This window comes from Heminiphilus faecis (assembly GCF_008728965.1).
GTDB classification, from domain to species: domain Bacteria; phylum Bacteroidota; class Bacteroidia; order Bacteroidales; family Muribaculaceae; genus Muribaculum; species Muribaculum faecis.
Genome location: NZ_VSMC01000001.1, coordinates 59,511 through 76,024 on the forward strand (window position 1 = coordinate 59,511; position 16,514 = coordinate 76,024).

General features: G+C 48.9%; 15 protein-coding genes. 11 read left to right on the forward strand and 4 right to left on the reverse strand.

What is annotated here, in order from left to right:
- The coding region (locus FW767_RS13075) for a hypothetical protein (RefSeq protein ID WP_205523748.1) at positions 1–323 on the forward strand (323 nt) is incomplete at its 5' end.
- Here the strand turns inward: FW767_RS13075 and FW767_RS00190 are convergent.
- Entirely contained in the window at positions 301–2,391 is a 2,091-nt protein-coding gene (locus FW767_RS00190; RefSeq protein ID WP_121698375.1) for a hypothetical protein, read from the reverse strand. The two genes, FW767_RS13075 and FW767_RS00190, sit on opposite strands and share 23 nt — an antisense overlap.
- 21 nt (positions 2,392–2,412) lie before the next feature.
- Positions 2,413–5,139: a carboxypeptidase-like regulatory domain-containing protein gene (locus tag FW767_RS00195; RefSeq protein WP_440137106.1), complete on the reverse strand. Its 2,727-nt coding sequence runs from the start codon at positions 5,137–5,139 to the stop codon at positions 2,413–2,415.
- A 275-nt stretch (positions 5,140–5,414) separates the two neighbouring features.
- Here FW767_RS00195 and FW767_RS00200 point away from each other — a divergent pair, with 275 nt between their 5' ends.
- The 6 genes from FW767_RS00200 (at position 5,415) to FW767_RS00225 (ending at position 11,048) form a co-directional block, all read left to right on the forward strand.
- The gene (locus FW767_RS00200) at positions 5,415–6,086 is read left to right on the forward strand and encodes a phosphatidylserine decarboxylase family protein (RefSeq protein WP_121698377.1); all 672 of its coding nucleotides are present in this window, start codon (positions 5,415–5,417) and stop codon (positions 6,084–6,086) included.
- A gap of 28 nt (positions 6,087–6,114) precedes the next feature.
- On the forward strand, positions 6,115–6,825 hold the full coding sequence (gene pssA / locus FW767_RS00205; protein WP_121698378.1) for a CDP-diacylglycerol--serine O-phosphatidyltransferase: 711 nt from the start codon (positions 6,115–6,117) through the stop codon (positions 6,823–6,825).
- A gap of 48 nt (positions 6,826–6,873) precedes the next feature.
- Positions 6,874–7,194 carry a DUF4834 family protein gene (locus FW767_RS00210; protein ID WP_121698379.1) on the forward strand — a complete coding sequence of 107 codons (321 nt, stop codon included), beginning with the start codon at positions 6,874–6,876 and terminating at the stop codon, positions 7,192–7,194.
- A gap of 5 nt (positions 7,195–7,199) precedes the next feature.
- Positions 7,200–7,877 (forward strand): DUF2461 domain-containing protein, encoded by a 678-nt coding sequence (locus FW767_RS00215; RefSeq protein WP_121698380.1) that lies wholly within the window; start codon positions 7,200–7,202, stop codon positions 7,875–7,877.
- A 68-nt stretch (positions 7,878–7,945) separates the two neighbouring features.
- Positions 7,946–8,638, forward strand: a complete 693-nt coding sequence (locus tag FW767_RS00220) for an MIP/aquaporin family protein (RefSeq protein WP_121698381.1) — start codon at positions 7,946–7,948, stop codon at positions 8,636–8,638.
- A 193-nt stretch (positions 8,639–8,831) separates the two neighbouring features.
- Positions 8,832–11,048: a glycoside hydrolase family 3 C-terminal domain-containing protein gene (locus tag FW767_RS00225; protein WP_148464268.1), complete on the forward strand. Its 2,217-nt coding sequence runs from the start codon at positions 8,832–8,834 to the stop codon at positions 11,046–11,048.
- Positions 11,049–11,075: 27 nt separating this feature from the next.
- Here the strand turns inward: FW767_RS00225 and FW767_RS00230 are convergent, their stop codons facing one another.
- A complete protein-coding gene (locus FW767_RS00230; RefSeq protein WP_121698382.1) occupies positions 11,076–11,447 on the reverse strand; it encodes a DMT family protein in 372 nt (123 codons plus the stop codon).
- The gene (locus FW767_RS00235) at positions 11,444–12,097 is read right to left on the reverse strand and encodes a CatA-like O-acetyltransferase (RefSeq protein WP_121698383.1); all 654 of its coding nucleotides are present in this window, start codon (positions 12,095–12,097) and stop codon (positions 11,444–11,446) included. Before FW767_RS00235 ends, FW767_RS00230 begins: the two co-directional genes overlap by 4 nt.
- Positions 12,098–12,280: 183 nt before the next feature.
- On the opposite strand from FW767_RS00235, the gene FW767_RS00240 reads away from it, so the two are divergent.
- The 4 genes from FW767_RS00240 (at position 12,281) to FW767_RS00255 (ending at position 16,354) form a co-directional block, all read left to right on the forward strand.
- Positions 12,281–14,050 (forward strand): tetratricopeptide repeat protein, encoded by a 1,770-nt coding sequence (locus tag FW767_RS00240; protein ID WP_121698384.1) that lies wholly within the window; start codon positions 12,281–12,283, stop codon positions 14,048–14,050.
- Between the two features lie 164 nt (positions 14,051–14,214).
- Positions 14,215–14,583 (forward strand): hypothetical protein, encoded by a 369-nt coding sequence (locus FW767_RS13080; RefSeq protein WP_121698385.1) that lies wholly within the window; start codon positions 14,215–14,217, stop codon positions 14,581–14,583.
- Positions 14,584–14,622: 39 nt separating this feature from the next.
- Complete coding sequence (locus tag FW767_RS00250) at positions 14,623–15,900, forward strand: radical SAM/SPASM domain-containing protein (protein WP_121698386.1); 1,278 nt, start codon at positions 14,623–14,625, stop codon at positions 15,898–15,900.
- Between the two features lies 1 nt (position 15,901).
- A complete protein-coding gene (locus tag FW767_RS00255) occupies positions 15,902–16,354 on the forward strand; it encodes a hypothetical protein (protein ID WP_121698387.1) in 453 nt (150 codons plus the stop codon).
- The last annotated feature ends 160 nt before the right edge of the window (positions 16,355–16,514 follow it).

Genomic DNA, 16,514 nt, shown 5'->3' on the forward strand with positions numbered 1-16,514 from the left:
CGCCGTACTACTGGCGCCCCTACAGACACATCCGATTCTCATCGGTATTGGGCCGTGCGGATTCACCACGGTATTGGGCCATACGGGTGGGCGGGCGCCGTACTACTGGCGCCCCTACAGACACATCCGATTCTCATCGGTATTGGGCCGTGCGGATTCACCACGGTATTGGGCCATACGGGTGGGCGGGCGCCGTACTACTGGCGCCCCTACAGACACATCGGTATTGGGCGGAAAAGACACCAACGACAAAGGCATGGAGCGTGCGCTCCATGCCTTTGTCGTTGGTGTCAGCAGAGATTATTCTGCGGGGGTGTCCTTGACTTCACCGCCAAGCCATGTCGAGTAGACGAGCTTGAACTCGGCAGGACCTACCACTTCATACTTCACGGTATCGTTGACGTTACCGCTCTGACCTTCGAAAGCGCTGCTACCGTAATATGACACATAATCAATCTCATATATGATAGGAGCCTCATAGCCGGGTATCAGGTCGGCATTAGGATACTGTGTTTTTAAAGTCGCCGGCATGGTGACGTAAAGGAAGTTGTGACGCATCTGCGGTATGACCACGTTCTGTGACATATCGGGCCACATCGAAGCGGCATACTTCTCTACCTGCGAAATATCGAGGTTAACGTTGCCGTAATAAGCGGAGCAACCTGAGAAAAATTCCGAATTGCCACGGTCTATATAGCCGGAACCTTCATTGGCGCTTACCCAGTCGACAGTCACCTGATAGAAAGCCTTGGCAGCCTCTGAACGGGCAGGAAGCACCATCAGTTTGTCAGGATTGAACATCCACTTGTTGTTGGCCTTTGCATAAGCGTCGGTCTTTGTCTCGATATTGTCATATTTGGTCCAAACAGCGCCGTCGTAGTCAAAACGACCGCAATTGGCATACTTCGCTCCTGACTGGAATGCCACAAGCTTGCTGTCGCCCGCTACGGCATAAGGGAATGTCTGCTTGAGGAAGATGGGGATGTTGGTCCAAGCGGTGGCATTTGCCATATAGCCGTTGGTAATGCCCATTGTGGCAAGTTCATCCTGATTGATCAGATAGACCGATGAAGCCTCGGTCCATGCCGAGCCATTGTAGACATAAAGTGCGTTGTCAGGACGCGACTCAATCTCTACCGGAGCGGGCACTACGGGCTTGTCCTCGGCCATTTCGGCTACTGCCTTGCCATTGACCTCGGTTATCACGAAGTTGACATATGTGGGAGCATGGGTGTTGCGATCGGTATTTACCGAAAGTACATAGCCCTTGATGGCGGCTGTCTCGTTTTTCACGAAAAGCTCCTTTGCCTCATCGGTAAGCTGGTAGGCGCTACCGGTTGTCTCACCACCGTCGACCTTGAAATTGGTGTAGCTGCCTGTAGAGATAACAGATGCGCTAAACTCCACATACACCGGCATAGTGCCGCTCGTACCGTTTGCCAGAATAACATCACGCATCTCGTTCATCTTGGCGCCGTCCATAGCTACCGGCGTGGGATAGCTGTAGATTTCACCACCGAGCACACTCTCCTTACCAGCCTCGGGAGCAAGCTGCAATCCGCCATTGTACTGCGCACCTTTACCGCTCACCTGAACGATATCGCCTATTTTATAAGAATCGGGGGTAAATGTTTTTCCATAATAAACGAGCAGGCTTCCGGTAGCGTCGGTAAGTATATAACCCTGCGCACAGATGGCTGTAATCGTACCGTAGAGGGTGTATGAACCGTTTACAACCACTTTGTCGATATCGGTAAGGGTAACAGGTTCAAAAGCCGGCTCGGACTCCGCTACATTGAAGTTTACAAGCACATAGGAGTCGGCTTCCTGCTCGACTAAAGTATATTTGTCAGCAAGAATTGCGGGCAAATAGCTCGATGCCGGCATCGAGGGCGTGAAAGCGTTGGTGAAGTCATTGCCTCCCCAAGCCTTCATGTAGTCATCGTTCTCAAGGGTTATAACCCTACCTTTATATATAGCGTCGCATACGGGATCGGATGCCACCTGCTCCTTATATGTGATTTCGAGTGTGGACTTGTTGCTTGCGGCCACGTAAGGGAATGAGTAGGAGTTCATCCACAGCGGCAGCAGGTCATTGGCAGGATACTGGTCTGTGAAATATCCGTTTGCAGCCCACTTGGTCAATGCGCTTTTGGCATCTTTTTCCGAAAGGCCCTGAGTCTTCTCTACATAATCGACAACAGCGTCAACAGCGGCGATCTTCGTATAGTCGTCGGCGGTAAGCTCATAAGTGAGTTCCTCGATGCGATCATCAACCGGAGGCACTTCAAAGCCGTCAAGATACTCGTCGTTCCAAGCGTTTTCGGAGCATCCGGCAAGCGCCAGCATTGCGCCGCACGCGAGCAAACCTTTGAAAATATTGTGTTTCATATTAATATACAGTCTGTTAAATTAGAAATAAATCTTCATACGTAGCGAGTAGGTGCGGCCAAACGAGTAGAACACGCTGTAAGCCTCCTGCCAAGTACCGTTGGAGTCGGTGGGCACCTCGGCATCCATGACATAATTATAGTCAAAGATGTTGTAGATGTTACCATAAAGGGTGGCGTTGATGTCGCCTATCTTGAAGCGATAGCTTGCATTGAAGTCAAACTGCTGTCCCCAAGGTATCTCCCAGAGTTTGTTGACGTTGATGGCCTTTGTGCCGAGCGAGCTTCCGCTTATATAGAAGTCGCTGTAGTTACGGGCGCTCATCACCCAGTCGGCACCGATACGGAAGCCCTTGAACGGCATAAAGGTTGCCGAGAGCGAACCGGTGGTCTGAGCCGAACCGCCGACCTTGACACCCTTCTGGTTAAGAGTGGAGTGGAGGTGGTTTTCAGCGCCTATACCGTCGGCTATATCGCCGGTGGTAAGGTTCTGAATAGGCTGGCCGAGCTCGTTATAGAAGTAACCCTGTGCGTTGCTGTCCCAGATCCAGTCGCCCCAAGACAACATACCCTCGATGCTAAGCCAGCGCACAGGCACCCAGTTGAAGTTCATCTCGATACCCATATGGCGTGCGTCGACACCGGTCATGTTCATATAGTAGCTGCCGTCGGCCTGTGAGAAGTCGCCGCGGCGCGAAAGTCCGCTGCGGTCCATCCACTTGGTCCAATAGGCGTTGACGTTCAAGGCAAATGTACGCGACTTAAAGCCGTAGCCTACTTCGTATGACATTACTTTCTCGTTTACGGCATCCTTGTTGATGGCGTTGGAGGTGGTGGCGTTGAGGAACACGCCGCCCGAGAAGAAAGGAGCACGGCTTATGTAGCCGAGATTGAAGAACACGTTGTTGTGCTCGTCGATATTGTAGTTGGCACCGCCCTTGATGGTTCCGCCGATGAAACTCTTTGTATCGGAACGCTCATGAGCCTTGTCGTAGTAGAACATGTCGCGGCGCCAGTTGCTGGTGTTGTTTAGCGCTCCGGAAAGCACGGTATTGAGCTTACCGTCAAGAATGGTGTACTCGGCCTGACCGTAGATGCCCTCCTGAACCGTATAGCCGAGATAGTTGCGGTACACGATATCGCCCACACCGAGCTTCTGGAACTTCCACTCCGGGTCGGCAGCAGCCGCATTGAGAGCGGGATCCACGCCCTTACGGGTACTGTAGTCTATGAAGTATGCTCCGTCGTAGAGGTCGTTGATCTTGTTTTTATGGTCGCCCACATAGTAACGGAGGTCGATACCACCTGTAAGATTGAGGCGGTTGCCGTTGGTCTGATTGATCTCTTTCTTGTACGATGACACGAGACCATACCACTTGTGAGAGTTGATAGACTTCGACATGACAAGCTTCGAACCGTTGGTCGAGTTGGCGTTGAGGTCCTGAATGGCCGCATAGTCAAAAGTGCCGTCGGGACGGCGGAACTTCATGTTAAGCACACCGTAGCTTGCGCCGCGCCAGTCGGCATAGGTGTAGCCGTCAAGCCCCGAACCCTGACCGCTGTATCCGCCACCGCTTGCTATCGACACATAAACGGCCGATGACAGCGACGAGGTCTCGTCGATCTTCCATATATGATTGAGCGAAATCTGAGGCTTGTGGTAGAAGTTGTATTCAGAGCTGCGCATCTGGCCGGTCTTGTCGTAACCGAACGCCGGATTGTAGCGGTACATGGCGTTGCCGTCGCCCATATACTGGCGTCCGTAGGTCTGCCAGCCCTCGATGGTAAGACCGCCGTAATTGGAGTTACGCTTGTAGTGGGTCTGGGGAGCGCCGAAAGCGGTCAATGACAGCTGATGGTTCTCGTTGATGCGCTTCGACACGTTGACAAAGTAGTTGTAGCTGTTAAACGGAGTGCCTTGAATGTAACCGTCGCCCCACTTGCGCGAACCGAGCACGGTCACCGCCCATCCGTTTTTCATGAGTCCGGTCGACAGTTTCAGACCGTAGTTGTTCATGCCGTCGTTGCCCATACCGTACCAGAGGGCACCGCCCTTTTCCACGTCGATGGTGCGTGTGGTGATATTGATAGTACCGCCTACAGAAGGAGTCGACACGATGTTGGCTCCGAGACCGCGCTGCGTCTGTATGTTGGCGGCCACGTCGCCGAGTCCGGCCCAGTTGCTCCAGTAAACACCGCCCCATTCCATGTCATTGATAGGAATACCGTTGACCATAACGGCCACATTGGGGCTCTTGAAGCCGCGCATGTTGGTCTTGGCGTCGCCGAAGCCACCGCCGTCGCGAGTGGTCCACACACCGGGAGTGGTCTTGAGCACTTCAGGCAGCTCCTGATTGCCAAGCTTAAGGTCGATGGTCTGCGCGCCTATTGTCGACACGGCCACCGGAGTAAGACGTGTTCTTGCAGCCGACTGCTCGACAACAACGTCTTTAAGCATCTGAGCCTCGATCTCAAGCTGTATGTCGCCCATATCGGCTTTTGAAGCGAGATCGACAGGCTTGTAGCCTATATATGAAATATGTATTTTTTTGCCGTCAGGCACGTTAAGCGCAAAACGTCCGTCGATGTCGGTAGCGGTGGCAATATTAGTGCCGGGCACCGAAACGGTGGCACCTATAATGGGCTCACCCTGATCATCAACCACAACGCCACTACACTTAATATCCGCAGCGATAGCCGCGGCACACATGAGCCAGATTGCACCGGCCAAGAGAAGTAGTCTCTTCATCATAATAATGACTTGGTTTGAAATGTTAATAAATGTATCTGTTTTTAGTATTCTTACTTAATATCCGTAACCGACCACAGTGCTATCCTTACAATTTATCATTCTGAAAAATAACACGTTGTGCTCTACGGGCAATTCCTAATATTATAGGAACAAAAGTACTAATAAATTTGAATTTAGTAAACGAAATGTGAAAGTTTTTTACATTACTTATATGTTAAATTTGTATTTATAATTAGGAAATTATACCTTTGCATTATTATTGTAGCGGCGAGATGAAAGTAAAAATCCACCAAGAAGGACTTAACATATTGGCAATACTATTGGCAATACTGCTGGTTATAAACTTTCCGGCATGGTTGTTTATTCGCCCTATAGCGATTCCGATTACATTCTCGGCCATATCGGGCATAATATATCTGCTTGTGCTCAACTTTTTCCGGTCACCGCGACGTAACTTCCGCGGCAACCGCGACAATGTGGTCGTGGCTTCGGCCGACGGCAAGGTCGTGGCGCTTGAGGAGACTTTCGAGGACGAGTATCTTCACTGCCGGTGCATACAGCTGTCGGTATTCATGACAGTGCTCAACGTGCATGCCAACTGGTTTCCGGTTGACGGCGAGGTTATGTATGTAGCCCACCACTCCGGTCGCTTCCTGTCGGCATATCTGCCAAAATCAAGCACCGAAAACGAGCGGTCGACAGTAGTCATCAGAGCACTTAACGGACAGAACATACTCATGCGCCAAGTGGCCGGCGCCCTCGCACGCCGTATAGTGACTTACGCCCGCCCCGGCGACGAGGCATCCATAAACGACCATATGGGCTTCATAAAATTCGGCTCACGCATAGACCTGTATCTGCCGCTTGACGCCGAAATACTCGTCAAGCTCGGCGACAAGACCACCGGCGGAGTCACCGAGGTGGCACGTCTGAAGCGACAATGACCCCCGGACATAAAAACAACTCACGGCCATGTTAGACAAGATAAAATCCAACATACCCAACACCATAACATGTCTCAGCCTTGTATGTGGCTGTATGGCTATAATAGCCTCCTTTGGCTACGACACGATTCTTGTCGGCAGTCTGAAAGGCTACCAGCTTGCATTTATATTAATCGGAGTGGCTGCCGTATGCGACTTTCTTGACGGAGCCGCCGCCCGCGCCCTGCACGCTTACTCCACCCTCGGCAAAGAGCTTGATTCGCTGAGCGACTTGGTGAGCTTCGGCGTAGCGCCCGGCATGCTGGTATTCAATACCATGAGCCTGTACGGAGAGGCCGCATGGCCTGCGTTTACAGCACTGTTCATACCGGTCATGGGCGAGTTACGGCTTGCGCGGTTCAACATCGACGACCGCCAGACCACGTCATTTCTCGGACTGCCCATTCCGGCCAATGCCATATTCTGGATAGGCGCCTGCGCCGCCATAAACAGCTACGGCTATCCCGGCGACATCATTATGTCGGCAGGAGTCATAGTCATGTCATTGCTCATGGTGCTCACCGGCCTCAAGATGTTCTCGCTGAAATTCAAGAACTTCAGCCTTCGGGAAAACCTTCGCCGCTACATTATCATCATGGCGGCCATTCTCTTTGTGGTATTTTGCGGAGTGCCCGGACTCGCATGGACCATAATTCTGTATTTGCTCATGTCGTTGGTGCCGTCCAAGACACAAGCCTGACCATAGGGCCGCGACACAACAATCTCCCCAAAATTTCGTTATCTTAATATGAGTTTTTTAGCAGTAATATTTTTTTTATTCATACTTCTGGCTGTAGCCGTACCCGTAAGCATAATCCAGCGTATATGGCGCAACTGGCGCAACTTCCATAACTACGGACGGTCGCGGTCATACTCCTACGGCAATCCATACAGCCGCCACTATTCTCACTCCCGCCCCGAACGTAAGAAAAAAATCTTTGACAAGTCGGAAGGTGAATATGTCGAATTTGAAGAGGTGGCATCGTCATCGGGCACGGAGCACCGTACAAATGTGAAATATGAAACGGAGGAGCAGATAAGCGATGCCGAATGGACTGAAATAAAATAGTACATATGTCATACTACATACCGCGTTTATACGACTTTCTGACCCGCCTTGCAGCCAATAACAACCGCGAGTGGTTTGCCGCACACAAAAGCGAGTACGACGAGTTGCGCGGATTATGGCTCGATGACCTGCAGCGGCTCATCGACCTTATGGGACAGTGGGATACGGCACTTAAAAGATACACGGCCAAAGAATGCGCCTACCGCATATACCGCGATACCCGGTTCTCTCTCGACAAGACACCCTACAAGATATACTTCTCAGCGCTTGTCAGCGCATACGGACGACATGCCGACCGCGCATGCTACTATCTGCAGCTCGACATAAGGCCCGAAGAGAGCGGGCTATACGGAGGCATATGGCATCCCGAAGCTCCGGTGCTTAAAAAACTGCGCACGGCCATAACCGACAACGACGACGAATGGCATGAGATAGCACGAACTCCGGAGTTGAACAGGTATTTCCCCGGCTGGGTAGGCGAAAGACTGAAAACCGCGCCCAAAGGCTGGCCTAAAGACCACCCGATGATCGATATACTCCGCCTCAAGGACATAGGCAAATGGTGTCCATGCGACAAAACGTTTTTCAACGACCCCGCATGGCCCGAGATAGCGTCGGAACGCTTCAGGCTGCTCAAGCCGCTCATAGACTTCATCAACTACTCTATCGAAGAGGAACTCTGACAAGACCGCACACGACAGTTAATTTTCCTAACATACATTTTATTTACTAACATCAAAACTAAAGTCACATGAATGATTTTAAAAAGTATCTGGCTGAAGGAATAGGCACTATGTTCCTCGTGCTGCTTGCCTGCGGAAGCGCGGTATTGGCAGGTCCGTCAATCGGCGGTTACGGCATTGGAGTATGTTTCGGCCTCGTCCTCATCTGTCTGTGTTATTGTATCGGCAACATCTCGGGGTGCCACGTCAACCCGGCGGTGTCGTTTGCCATGTGGGTCAGCGGCAAGATGAACCTCAAGGACATGCTGTGCTACTGGGCATTCCAGCTTGTCGGAGCAGCCGTCGGAGCCGGCTTCCTGTTCTGGTTTGTCAACATGTCGCCCGAGTATACTTTCGGCGGCATCACCGGCGCCAACAACCTCGCCACCAACGTGCTTCAGCCCGGCGCCACTTCAGGCATGGCTCTTCTCGCCGAAATATTGCTGACATTCTTCTTCGTGTTCATCATCCTCGGCGCAACCGATGACAAAGTCGGCTTCGGCAAATTTGCCGGTCTTGCAATCGGTATAGCACTCGGCCTCGTCAACATAGTAGGCATACCTGTCGACAACTGTTCGGTGAACCCCGCACGCAGCTTCGGTCCGGCATTGTGGAGCCCCGGGGCATTCGGTGACTTCTGGATCATGGTAGTAGGCCCGCTTGCAGGCGCTCTCATAGCCGCCGTAGCTTGGAAAGCCGTAAAACCCTACCTCGCAAAATAACTCCATCTCTACCGTAAAACAGTAATTACAACAGGCTGCGCCGCAGGGTGCAGCCTTGTTTTGTTATGTATCAATGGCTGAAATGTTGCATATTACCATCTTGCAAACATTTATATAATGTGTATTACGCGCGCGAACACTAATTTTGCAGTATAAACCAACGGATTTTAACCCTAAACCATTGAATAAAATCATGACATTAAGACATCTGGCCGCCGCCACAGCAGCTGTATGCGGCCTTTATGCCGCCGGTGCCGACAAACCGGCTTACCTTGACGAATCATTACCGCTCGAACAACGCGTCGAAGACGCTCTGTCGCGCATGACCTTGGATGAGAAAATCGCCATGTGCCACGCCGAAGGCAAATTTGCCAGCGCGGGAGTGCCCCGGCTCGGCATACCCGACCTGTGGATGAGCGACGGTCCTCACGGAGTACGCGCCGAAATCAACTGGAACGACTGGGGAAGCGCAGGACACACCAACGACTCCATCACGGCGTTTCCGGCACTGACAGCACTCGCCGCCACATGGAACCCCGAACTATCGATGGCCTACGGCAACGCTATCGGCGAAGAAGCGCTATACCGCGAGAAGGACATGATGCTCGGCCCCGGCGTAAACATATACCGCACACCACTTAACGGCCGCAACTTCGAGTACATGGGCGAAGACCCGTATCTGGCCTCGGTTCTTGTCGTACCCTACATAAAGGGCATGCAACAGAACGGAGTATCGGCATGCGTCAAGCACTACGCGCTCAACAATCAGGAACGCTGGCGCGGCCACATCAACGTAGAGCTTAGCGACCGTGCGCTCAACGAAATCTATCTGCCCGCTTTCAAAGCCGCGGTAGAGGATGGCGAAGTATGGTCGATCATGGGCTCATACAACAAGATACGCGGTCAGCACGCCTGCCACAACGACTTGATGCTCAACAAAATCCTAAAGGACGACTGGAAATTTGACGGAGTAGTGGTGACCGACTGGGGCGGATGTCACGACACACGCGAAGCCGCACTCTACGGCCTTGACCTCGAGATGGGGTCATACACCAACGGCCTCACCTCCGAGAGCGCATTTACATATGACGATTACTACCTCGCCAATCCTTACAAAGAGATGCTTCAGAAAGGCGAAGTGCCCATGTCAACACTCGACGACAAAGTGCGCCGTCTGCTGCGTCTTAACTTCCGCACGGCCATGAACCGCAACAAACCTTTCGGCTCGATACACTCACCCGAGCATTACGCTGTAGCAGAAGCCATAGGCGACGAAGCCATAGTGCTTCTGAAAAATGCCCCCGTCACCAAAAAAGGCGCTCCCCTGCTACCCATCGACCCCTCACGCTTCGGCTCGATACTCGTGGTGGGCGACAACGCGGTGCGCATGCTTAACGAAGGTGGAGGCTCCAGCGAGCTCAAGGTAAAAGACATGGTAAGCCCGCTAGACGGCATGAAATCCTTGTATGGCGACAAAGTAAAATTCGCACAAGGCTACAAGGCCGGACGCCCCATGTATGACGCAGTCGAAGAGATACCTCAGTCCGTGACCGACTCGCTGCGCGCCGAAGCGGTGGAGATGGCCCGCAACGCCGACCTCGTGGTTATATTCGGCGGTCTAAACAAGAACACCCGTCAGGACTGTGAAGCCGCCGACCGCATAGAGTACGGCCTGCCTTTCGGACAGCCCGAACTTATCGCAGCCATCGAGGCCGTCAACCCCAACACCGTTGTAGTACTTCTTAGCGGAAACGCCGTGGAGATGCCGTGGGAAGCAAAGATTCCTGCCATAGTGCAGGGATGGTATCTCGGCACGATGGGCGGACAATCGCTCGCTAATGTGCTAAGCGGCAAGGTTAATCCCTCCGGCAAGCTACCGTTCTCATTCCCGGTGAAACTCGAAGACTGCGGCGCCCACTCTTTCGGCGACATATGCTATCCCGGCGACAGCATCAACGAGAAGTATCTCGAAGACATACTCGTTGGCTATCGTTGGCACGACACCAAGAAAATAGCGCCGAAATACAGTTTCGGACACGGACTCAGCTACACCGACTTCACATACGGCAAGGCCGAACTCTCATCCAAGACCATAGCTGCCGACGGATCCATAACCCTATCGATACCCGTCACCAATACGGGCAAAAGCGCAGGTAAAGAAGTGGTACAGCTGTATATAGGCGACGACAAAGCCTCGGTGTTCCGTCCGCTCAAAGAGCTGAAAGGCTTCAGCAAAATCAGCCTTGCTCCCGGCGAGACAAAGAACGTGACATTCACCATCACACCCGACGATCTTAAATTTTACGACGAAACGACGAAAGGCTGGATTGCCGAACCGGGCAAGTTCACGGCATACGTAGGTTCTTCGTCGACAGACATACGCGCCAAAGCCACATTTGACTACAAATAAAACTATACTTGACCTGTCCGTTGCCGTCTACTTCATAAACACGAAGTAGACGGCAAGGATAAGGCATACAAAGGCGGCAAGATGGTTCCAGTGCAGAGCCTCGCCCTTGAAAAACACTACTGTAAACAGAGTGAACACCACAAGAGTTATAACCTCCTGAATAACCTTCAGCTGCATAAGCGAGAACGCGCCGCCATTGCCCTCGAAACCCATGCGGTTGGCCGGTACCTGAAAAAAGTATTCAGCCAACGCTATGCCCCAAGACAAAAGCACAACTATATAAAGAGGCGTGTTGTCGGTTATAACTTTCATATCCTGCAACTTCAGATGGCCATACCATGCAAACGTCATAAAAACATTGGCCACGACCAACAGCAATATTGTCAACCAGCCGTTCATACCAGAGCGAGTTTTTCCTGTATAAGTTCAAAAAATCTTGTCAGATGAGAGCCGTCGACAAATGCATGGTCGACATACACCGAATAGGGCATGACCATACGGCCGCCCTCGCGCGTCACCGCCTTGCCCATAGTGCTTAACGGATGCGAGCAAGCCTGACCGCCGCCGGCCACGGTATAAGTGATTGACGTGAAATAAAGTTTAGGTACGGCACTCATATGTATCACCCCGTAGTCGTCATCAGCCGACATGCGCTCCTCTACACCATAAGGATTATCATCGGGCGATATCGATGATATAATACGGGTAGCTTCAGTACAGAACCCTTCAAAGTCAGCCACATAGGGTATTCTTACCGTAACAAACGAGCGCCCCGCCACTGCTATGGGCGTAATTATGTCGATACTGTCATACAGCACCGGACGCCCCTCGCGGTCTATACGGTAACGTAGCGCCTCAACCTCGTTGGCCGCACATAGCACGGCATAAAGATAACGCAGAAAAAACGAGCTGCCGTCAGCCTTGCTGCGACGGAAAGCATCAGTACAGTCAAGCTCGGTAGTCACGGCATACCACGAACTGACATAACCGCGGAAAAACATGTAGTTGTCGCGTCGTTGCCAATTGTCGATATCGACGATAGTTTTCATAATCCATTATTTTGAGCTGCAAAATTACAAAAAACTTATGTTTCTCACACATTGCTTGTCCAAATGGCTCTCCAAATCAAGCAGTTTGCTTATAATCCGATTGGGATGTCGGCATAATTACTAAAATTTTATAACTTTGCGAAAGCAAAAACCGACAATAATACTGCGCCAATCATATCATCTATGGACACCAGTTCACACAACGCGGCCATATCTACCGGCAGCCGCCACATAATCAGCTTGTTGAGCCGACTGTATATACTTATATCGCTTTCGCTGATCTTTAGCATGTCATCTTGCTACAACCATGTAGAAAACAAAGCGCTCGACCACGCCGAGGCCTTAATGGAGACACACCCCGACTCCGCTATGGCCATACTGGAAACGATTGATCAGGCGACTCTGTACTCAAAGCCCGCTCAGGCACGCTACGCCCTGCTTATGTCCATGGCGCTGGACAAAAACTACATCGACACTACCGACTTCAAAGTGCTGCAGCCGGCAATCGACTACTATCTCAGCAAAGGCACCCCCAACGAAAAACTCCGCACATACTACTACCAAGGCCGCATATTTCAGAATCAAGGCGACCGTGACAATGCCCTCAACACATTTGCCAAAGCCATTGACGTAGCCCCTCAATGCTCCGACTCATTAGTTATAGCACGAACCTATGTCTCTCTGGGCTATCTTTATCATGACTTCTACCATTTCGACAGCTATACCGACAACTATTTAAAGGCAGCCGATACATACAAAGGCGTGTCACGCAAAGATTATGAATTTGATTGCCTGCTAAATGCCTTGAATGGTACCATTATACTAAGTGACAAGTCAAGGGCCGATAGCATTTTAAATCTATGCACCGGTTTCGATGAACTAAGCGAAGAGCAACGCTATTTGCTAAAAGACTACATGTTATCATACACTATTGAATTTGGCTCCGATGATGAAATAAGAAAAGCAATAGACTATCATGTCAATTTACTTGAGTTAGATACAAATGCGGTAATGAATCTTGCCCTCGCATATAATAAACTGGGTGACAACGATAAAGCAAGGCAAATGCTTAATCATGTAAATAAAAGCGGTATTGAATATGACACACTTAAATACCAAGCCATATCCTGCACTGTTTATAAAGATATAGGCAATTATAAAGAGGCCCTGTCAACATACTTCGATTTTAATCGTATAACAAATTCTATAGATGCGCTTAAATTCAATCAAACAGTACGCTCCATTGAAGAGAAGAATCAGATAGAGCTAAAAGCTCAGGCCGATGCCGAATTAAAATCACGCATCATATGGATGTGTATCGGCGGCATCATAATTTTGACTCTGGGCATATTCATACTACTATTGATTGTGCGTAACAACAGGACCAAAAAGGAACTCGCACTTCATAAAGCAAGGACAACAGCACTGGAGAATGAGCGACTAAAATCGGAGCGAGATAAAAAAGCACTTGAGGCGGAGAACCTCACACATCGAGTCGAGCAACTCGAAAATGAGAGTGAAAACCTGAAGCAACTCCTTGAGTCGCAACAAGAGCTGCCGCAGGAGATACGCGACGTCATACGTATACGCATCGAGATGCTAAACTCGCTGCTGGCCGGGTATATTACCGACAATGATCAATACATCAAGCCTTATGACGCTTGGGTAAGGGAGCTGACCGACGACACCGACGGCTTCATGGACAACAACCGGCAGGCCTTTCAGGTGTCGCATCCTCGCTTCATACAATACTTCGAAGACCACGGCCTTACTATAAAGGAGATTAATTACGTATGTCTTTACGCGATAGGCTTACGGGGCAAAGAGGTCGGCAATTATATGAAGAAACGCAGTTATGTCAACATAAGCAGCGCCATCCGCAAAAAACTCGGCATTGACAAGCATGAAACCAACATAGGCATCTATGTACGTAAACTTCTTAAAGAATTATGAAAGTCGGCGGAACATTGCGCCGAAACAAAATCACACCTTGAATATATTTCGCTTATAGTCAGCAGATAAGCGCGAGAAAATTTTTCAAAACATGAAAGTTTTGTTTTGGAGAGTGAAAGTCTGTCATCGTAATTTTGCATTGTTAAATCAATCAAAACCCAACAATGAAAAAGATTTTATCACTTATTCTCGTAATGATAGCATTCTCTCTCCCGTCAATCGCTGAGGAAACTGATGCTAACTCTTCCCTGAAATTGTTAAATTTGGAAGTACGACGGAAAAACAACCACCCATCAAAAGTTCATCGTGCTCCTATGCGTATTCCAACAGAAGCATATTATGATGAAGAGAGCCGGACCATCAATATATGTTATAACGGTGACACTGACGGAGAGGTATACCTCTACTTAAATGAAAACATGGTAGGATATGACTCTGAAATAAACACCTCGTTCCCAATATCGTCTTCCGGACTATACCGTATTGAAATTATCACTGAGTCATGGATAGCCCATGGCGAAATCCAACTGTAACAAACCATCTTAGTAATCCATTAACTTAAATACACATACATGGCTACATGGTCCAAATATAGCTTTTTATTCAGAAAAGGAGGTCATCACTTCTTGTATAGCTCTCTATCCAATAGCTTTGCTTTATTGGACTCAGATACATATGGCACCCTACTTAAACTTCGCGATGGCAATCAAGCGGTAGAGATTGACAGTGAAGTCATGTCCACTCTCAACCAAATGCAAGTTGTAAATGTAGATGAAGATATGGTTCTAAATCAAATACGTTTTATATCCCAGCAACGTAAATTCAACCATGAAAGCTTACATCTGACAATAAATCCTACATTATCTTGTAATTTTGATTGTCCTTATTGCTTCGAAGCCAGTCATCCCAACAGCTTCATGACTGACGAGGTAGAGAATAATATCGTATCTTTTGTAGAGCACAAGGATAGCTTGAAACATTTAAGTATCATGTGGTTTGGAGGCGAACCTCTACTCGGATTCAGAAGAATACAAAGTCTGACAAAAAGACTAATCGATATAGTACCAAGCTATTCCGCATCTATGATTTCAAAAGGGTATCTACTGACTCCTGACGTAGTATCGTGTCTGGAGGAGTTAAAGATATCCATGATCCAGATTACATTGGATGGATTAGCTGACTCTCACGACAAAAAGCGATGCCTCAAATCAGGAGCACCTACATTTGACAGGATTATCCGTAATATATCATATTGCATTGAGAATGCGCCATCCGTACGCATTGTGATTCGAGTCAATATTGACGCCAATAACATGGATGACTACCTTATGGTTTATGATTATTTTGTTTCTAAAGGCATAAAATGCGTAGATGTAGTCCCGGGATTCATTGTTGATAGAGAGCACGATATACCGACCTGCGCATTTAACAATAAACAGATTGTCAATTTTATGTGCACTCTTTTCCATAATCATCACATCAAGCCTATATCATTTTTCCCATCCATAATGAGAAATAGCTGTAGCGCCCGAAATATCAATTCCTTAGTCATCGGTCCGGAGGGTGAGCTTTACAAATGTTGGGAAGAAGTAGGTCGTAAAGAGTATGTTGTCGGAAATCTGGCAGACACCTCATATAACAGAGAGTTAATGCTCAAATACACTACAGGCATCGACCAATTAGATGATAATAAATGTGTGGATTGCGGTTTACTTCCTATTTGTGACGGCGGTTGTCCACGCGTCAGAATGTTAAACAAATATGAAGGACGACATCTTGAAACATGTCACCTATTGAAAGATGGTATGGACGAACTTTTATATTGTCATTATCTATCCAAAAATAACTAATATGAATAAACTAATTATCGGCATCCTTAGCATCCTCGTCTTTATACCAGTGAAATCAGCCGGACAAAGCGTAGAAATGCCTTCTACTCCACAAAACCAATGGGTATTCATAATCACATCAATAAAGGACTCAATATCTCAAGAAGCCGTACCGGCGGAGTTCAAACTGATGAATGCATCAGATTCAACAGTTGTAACTAAAGGAGAATCCTCTTATGAAAGCTGGACTTCCGACGACGGAGTTCACGACATGGAACGCATCGTATTTGTTATTCCCGATTTCAGGACCAAATACATATTGAACCTAAACAATAAATACTATCAACGCAAATCAGTCGTTTTTGACTTTTCCGATAAAATGACATTGGAAACTCCGATGAAAGATAGAGAACTAAAAATAGGGCCCATTTTTCTAACTAAAAAACAAAACAATGAACAGAATCAAATTAATTGAAGCACCTCAAATGATCGAAATGACCCGTGAGGAAACTGACCGCATTCTAGGAGGGTGGTCATGCCAGACTTATACCACATTTTGGTATAAATCTAATGAATGTCGTGAGTACTACAAACATGGCAATGGACAATGCTTGAATGGGAATAACTACTGCGGA

What these genes read in the sequence shown, in the direction of transcription:
- FW767_RS00190 (WP_121698375.1), bottom strand. Translation starts at nt 2,391, where the DNA reads ATGAAACACAATATTTTCAAAGGTTTGCTCGCGTGCGGCGCAATGCTG.
- FW767_RS00195 (WP_440137106.1), bottom strand. Translation starts at nt 5,139, where the DNA reads ATGAAGAGACTACTTCTCTTGGCCGGTGCAATCTGGCTCATGTGTGCC.
- FW767_RS00200 (WP_121698377.1), top strand. Translation starts at nt 5,415, where the DNA reads ATGAAAGTAAAAATCCACCAAGAAGGACTTAACATATTGGCAATACTA.
- pssA (WP_121698378.1), top strand. Translation starts at nt 6,115, where the DNA reads ATGTTAGACAAGATAAAATCCAACATACCCAACACCATAACATGTCTC.
- FW767_RS00210 (WP_121698379.1), top strand. Translation starts at nt 6,874, where the DNA reads ATGAGTTTTTTAGCAGTAATATTTTTTTTATTCATACTTCTGGCTGTA.
- FW767_RS00215 (WP_121698380.1), top strand. Translation starts at nt 7,200, where the DNA reads ATGTCATACTACATACCGCGTTTATACGACTTTCTGACCCGCCTTGCA.
- FW767_RS00220 (WP_121698381.1), top strand. Translation starts at nt 7,946, where the DNA reads ATGAATGATTTTAAAAAGTATCTGGCTGAAGGAATAGGCACTATGTTC.
- FW767_RS00225 (WP_148464268.1), top strand. Translation starts at nt 8,832, where the DNA reads ATGACATTAAGACATCTGGCCGCCGCCACAGCAGCTGTATGCGGCCTT.
- FW767_RS00230 (WP_121698382.1), bottom strand. Translation starts at nt 11,447, where the DNA reads ATGAACGGCTGGTTGACAATATTGCTGTTGGTCGTGGCCAATGTTTTT.
- FW767_RS00235 (WP_121698383.1), bottom strand. Translation starts at nt 12,097, where the DNA reads ATGAAAACTATCGTCGATATCGACAATTGGCAACGACGCGACAACTAC.
- FW767_RS00240 (WP_121698384.1), top strand. Translation starts at nt 12,281, where the DNA reads ATGGACACCAGTTCACACAACGCGGCCATATCTACCGGCAGCCGCCAC.
- FW767_RS13080 (WP_121698385.1), top strand. Translation starts at nt 14,215, where the DNA reads ATGAAAAAGATTTTATCACTTATTCTCGTAATGATAGCATTCTCTCTC.
- FW767_RS00250 (WP_121698386.1), top strand. Translation starts at nt 14,623, where the DNA reads ATGGCTACATGGTCCAAATATAGCTTTTTATTCAGAAAAGGAGGTCAT.
- FW767_RS00255 (WP_121698387.1), top strand. Translation starts at nt 15,902, where the DNA reads ATGAATAAACTAATTATCGGCATCCTTAGCATCCTCGTCTTTATACCA.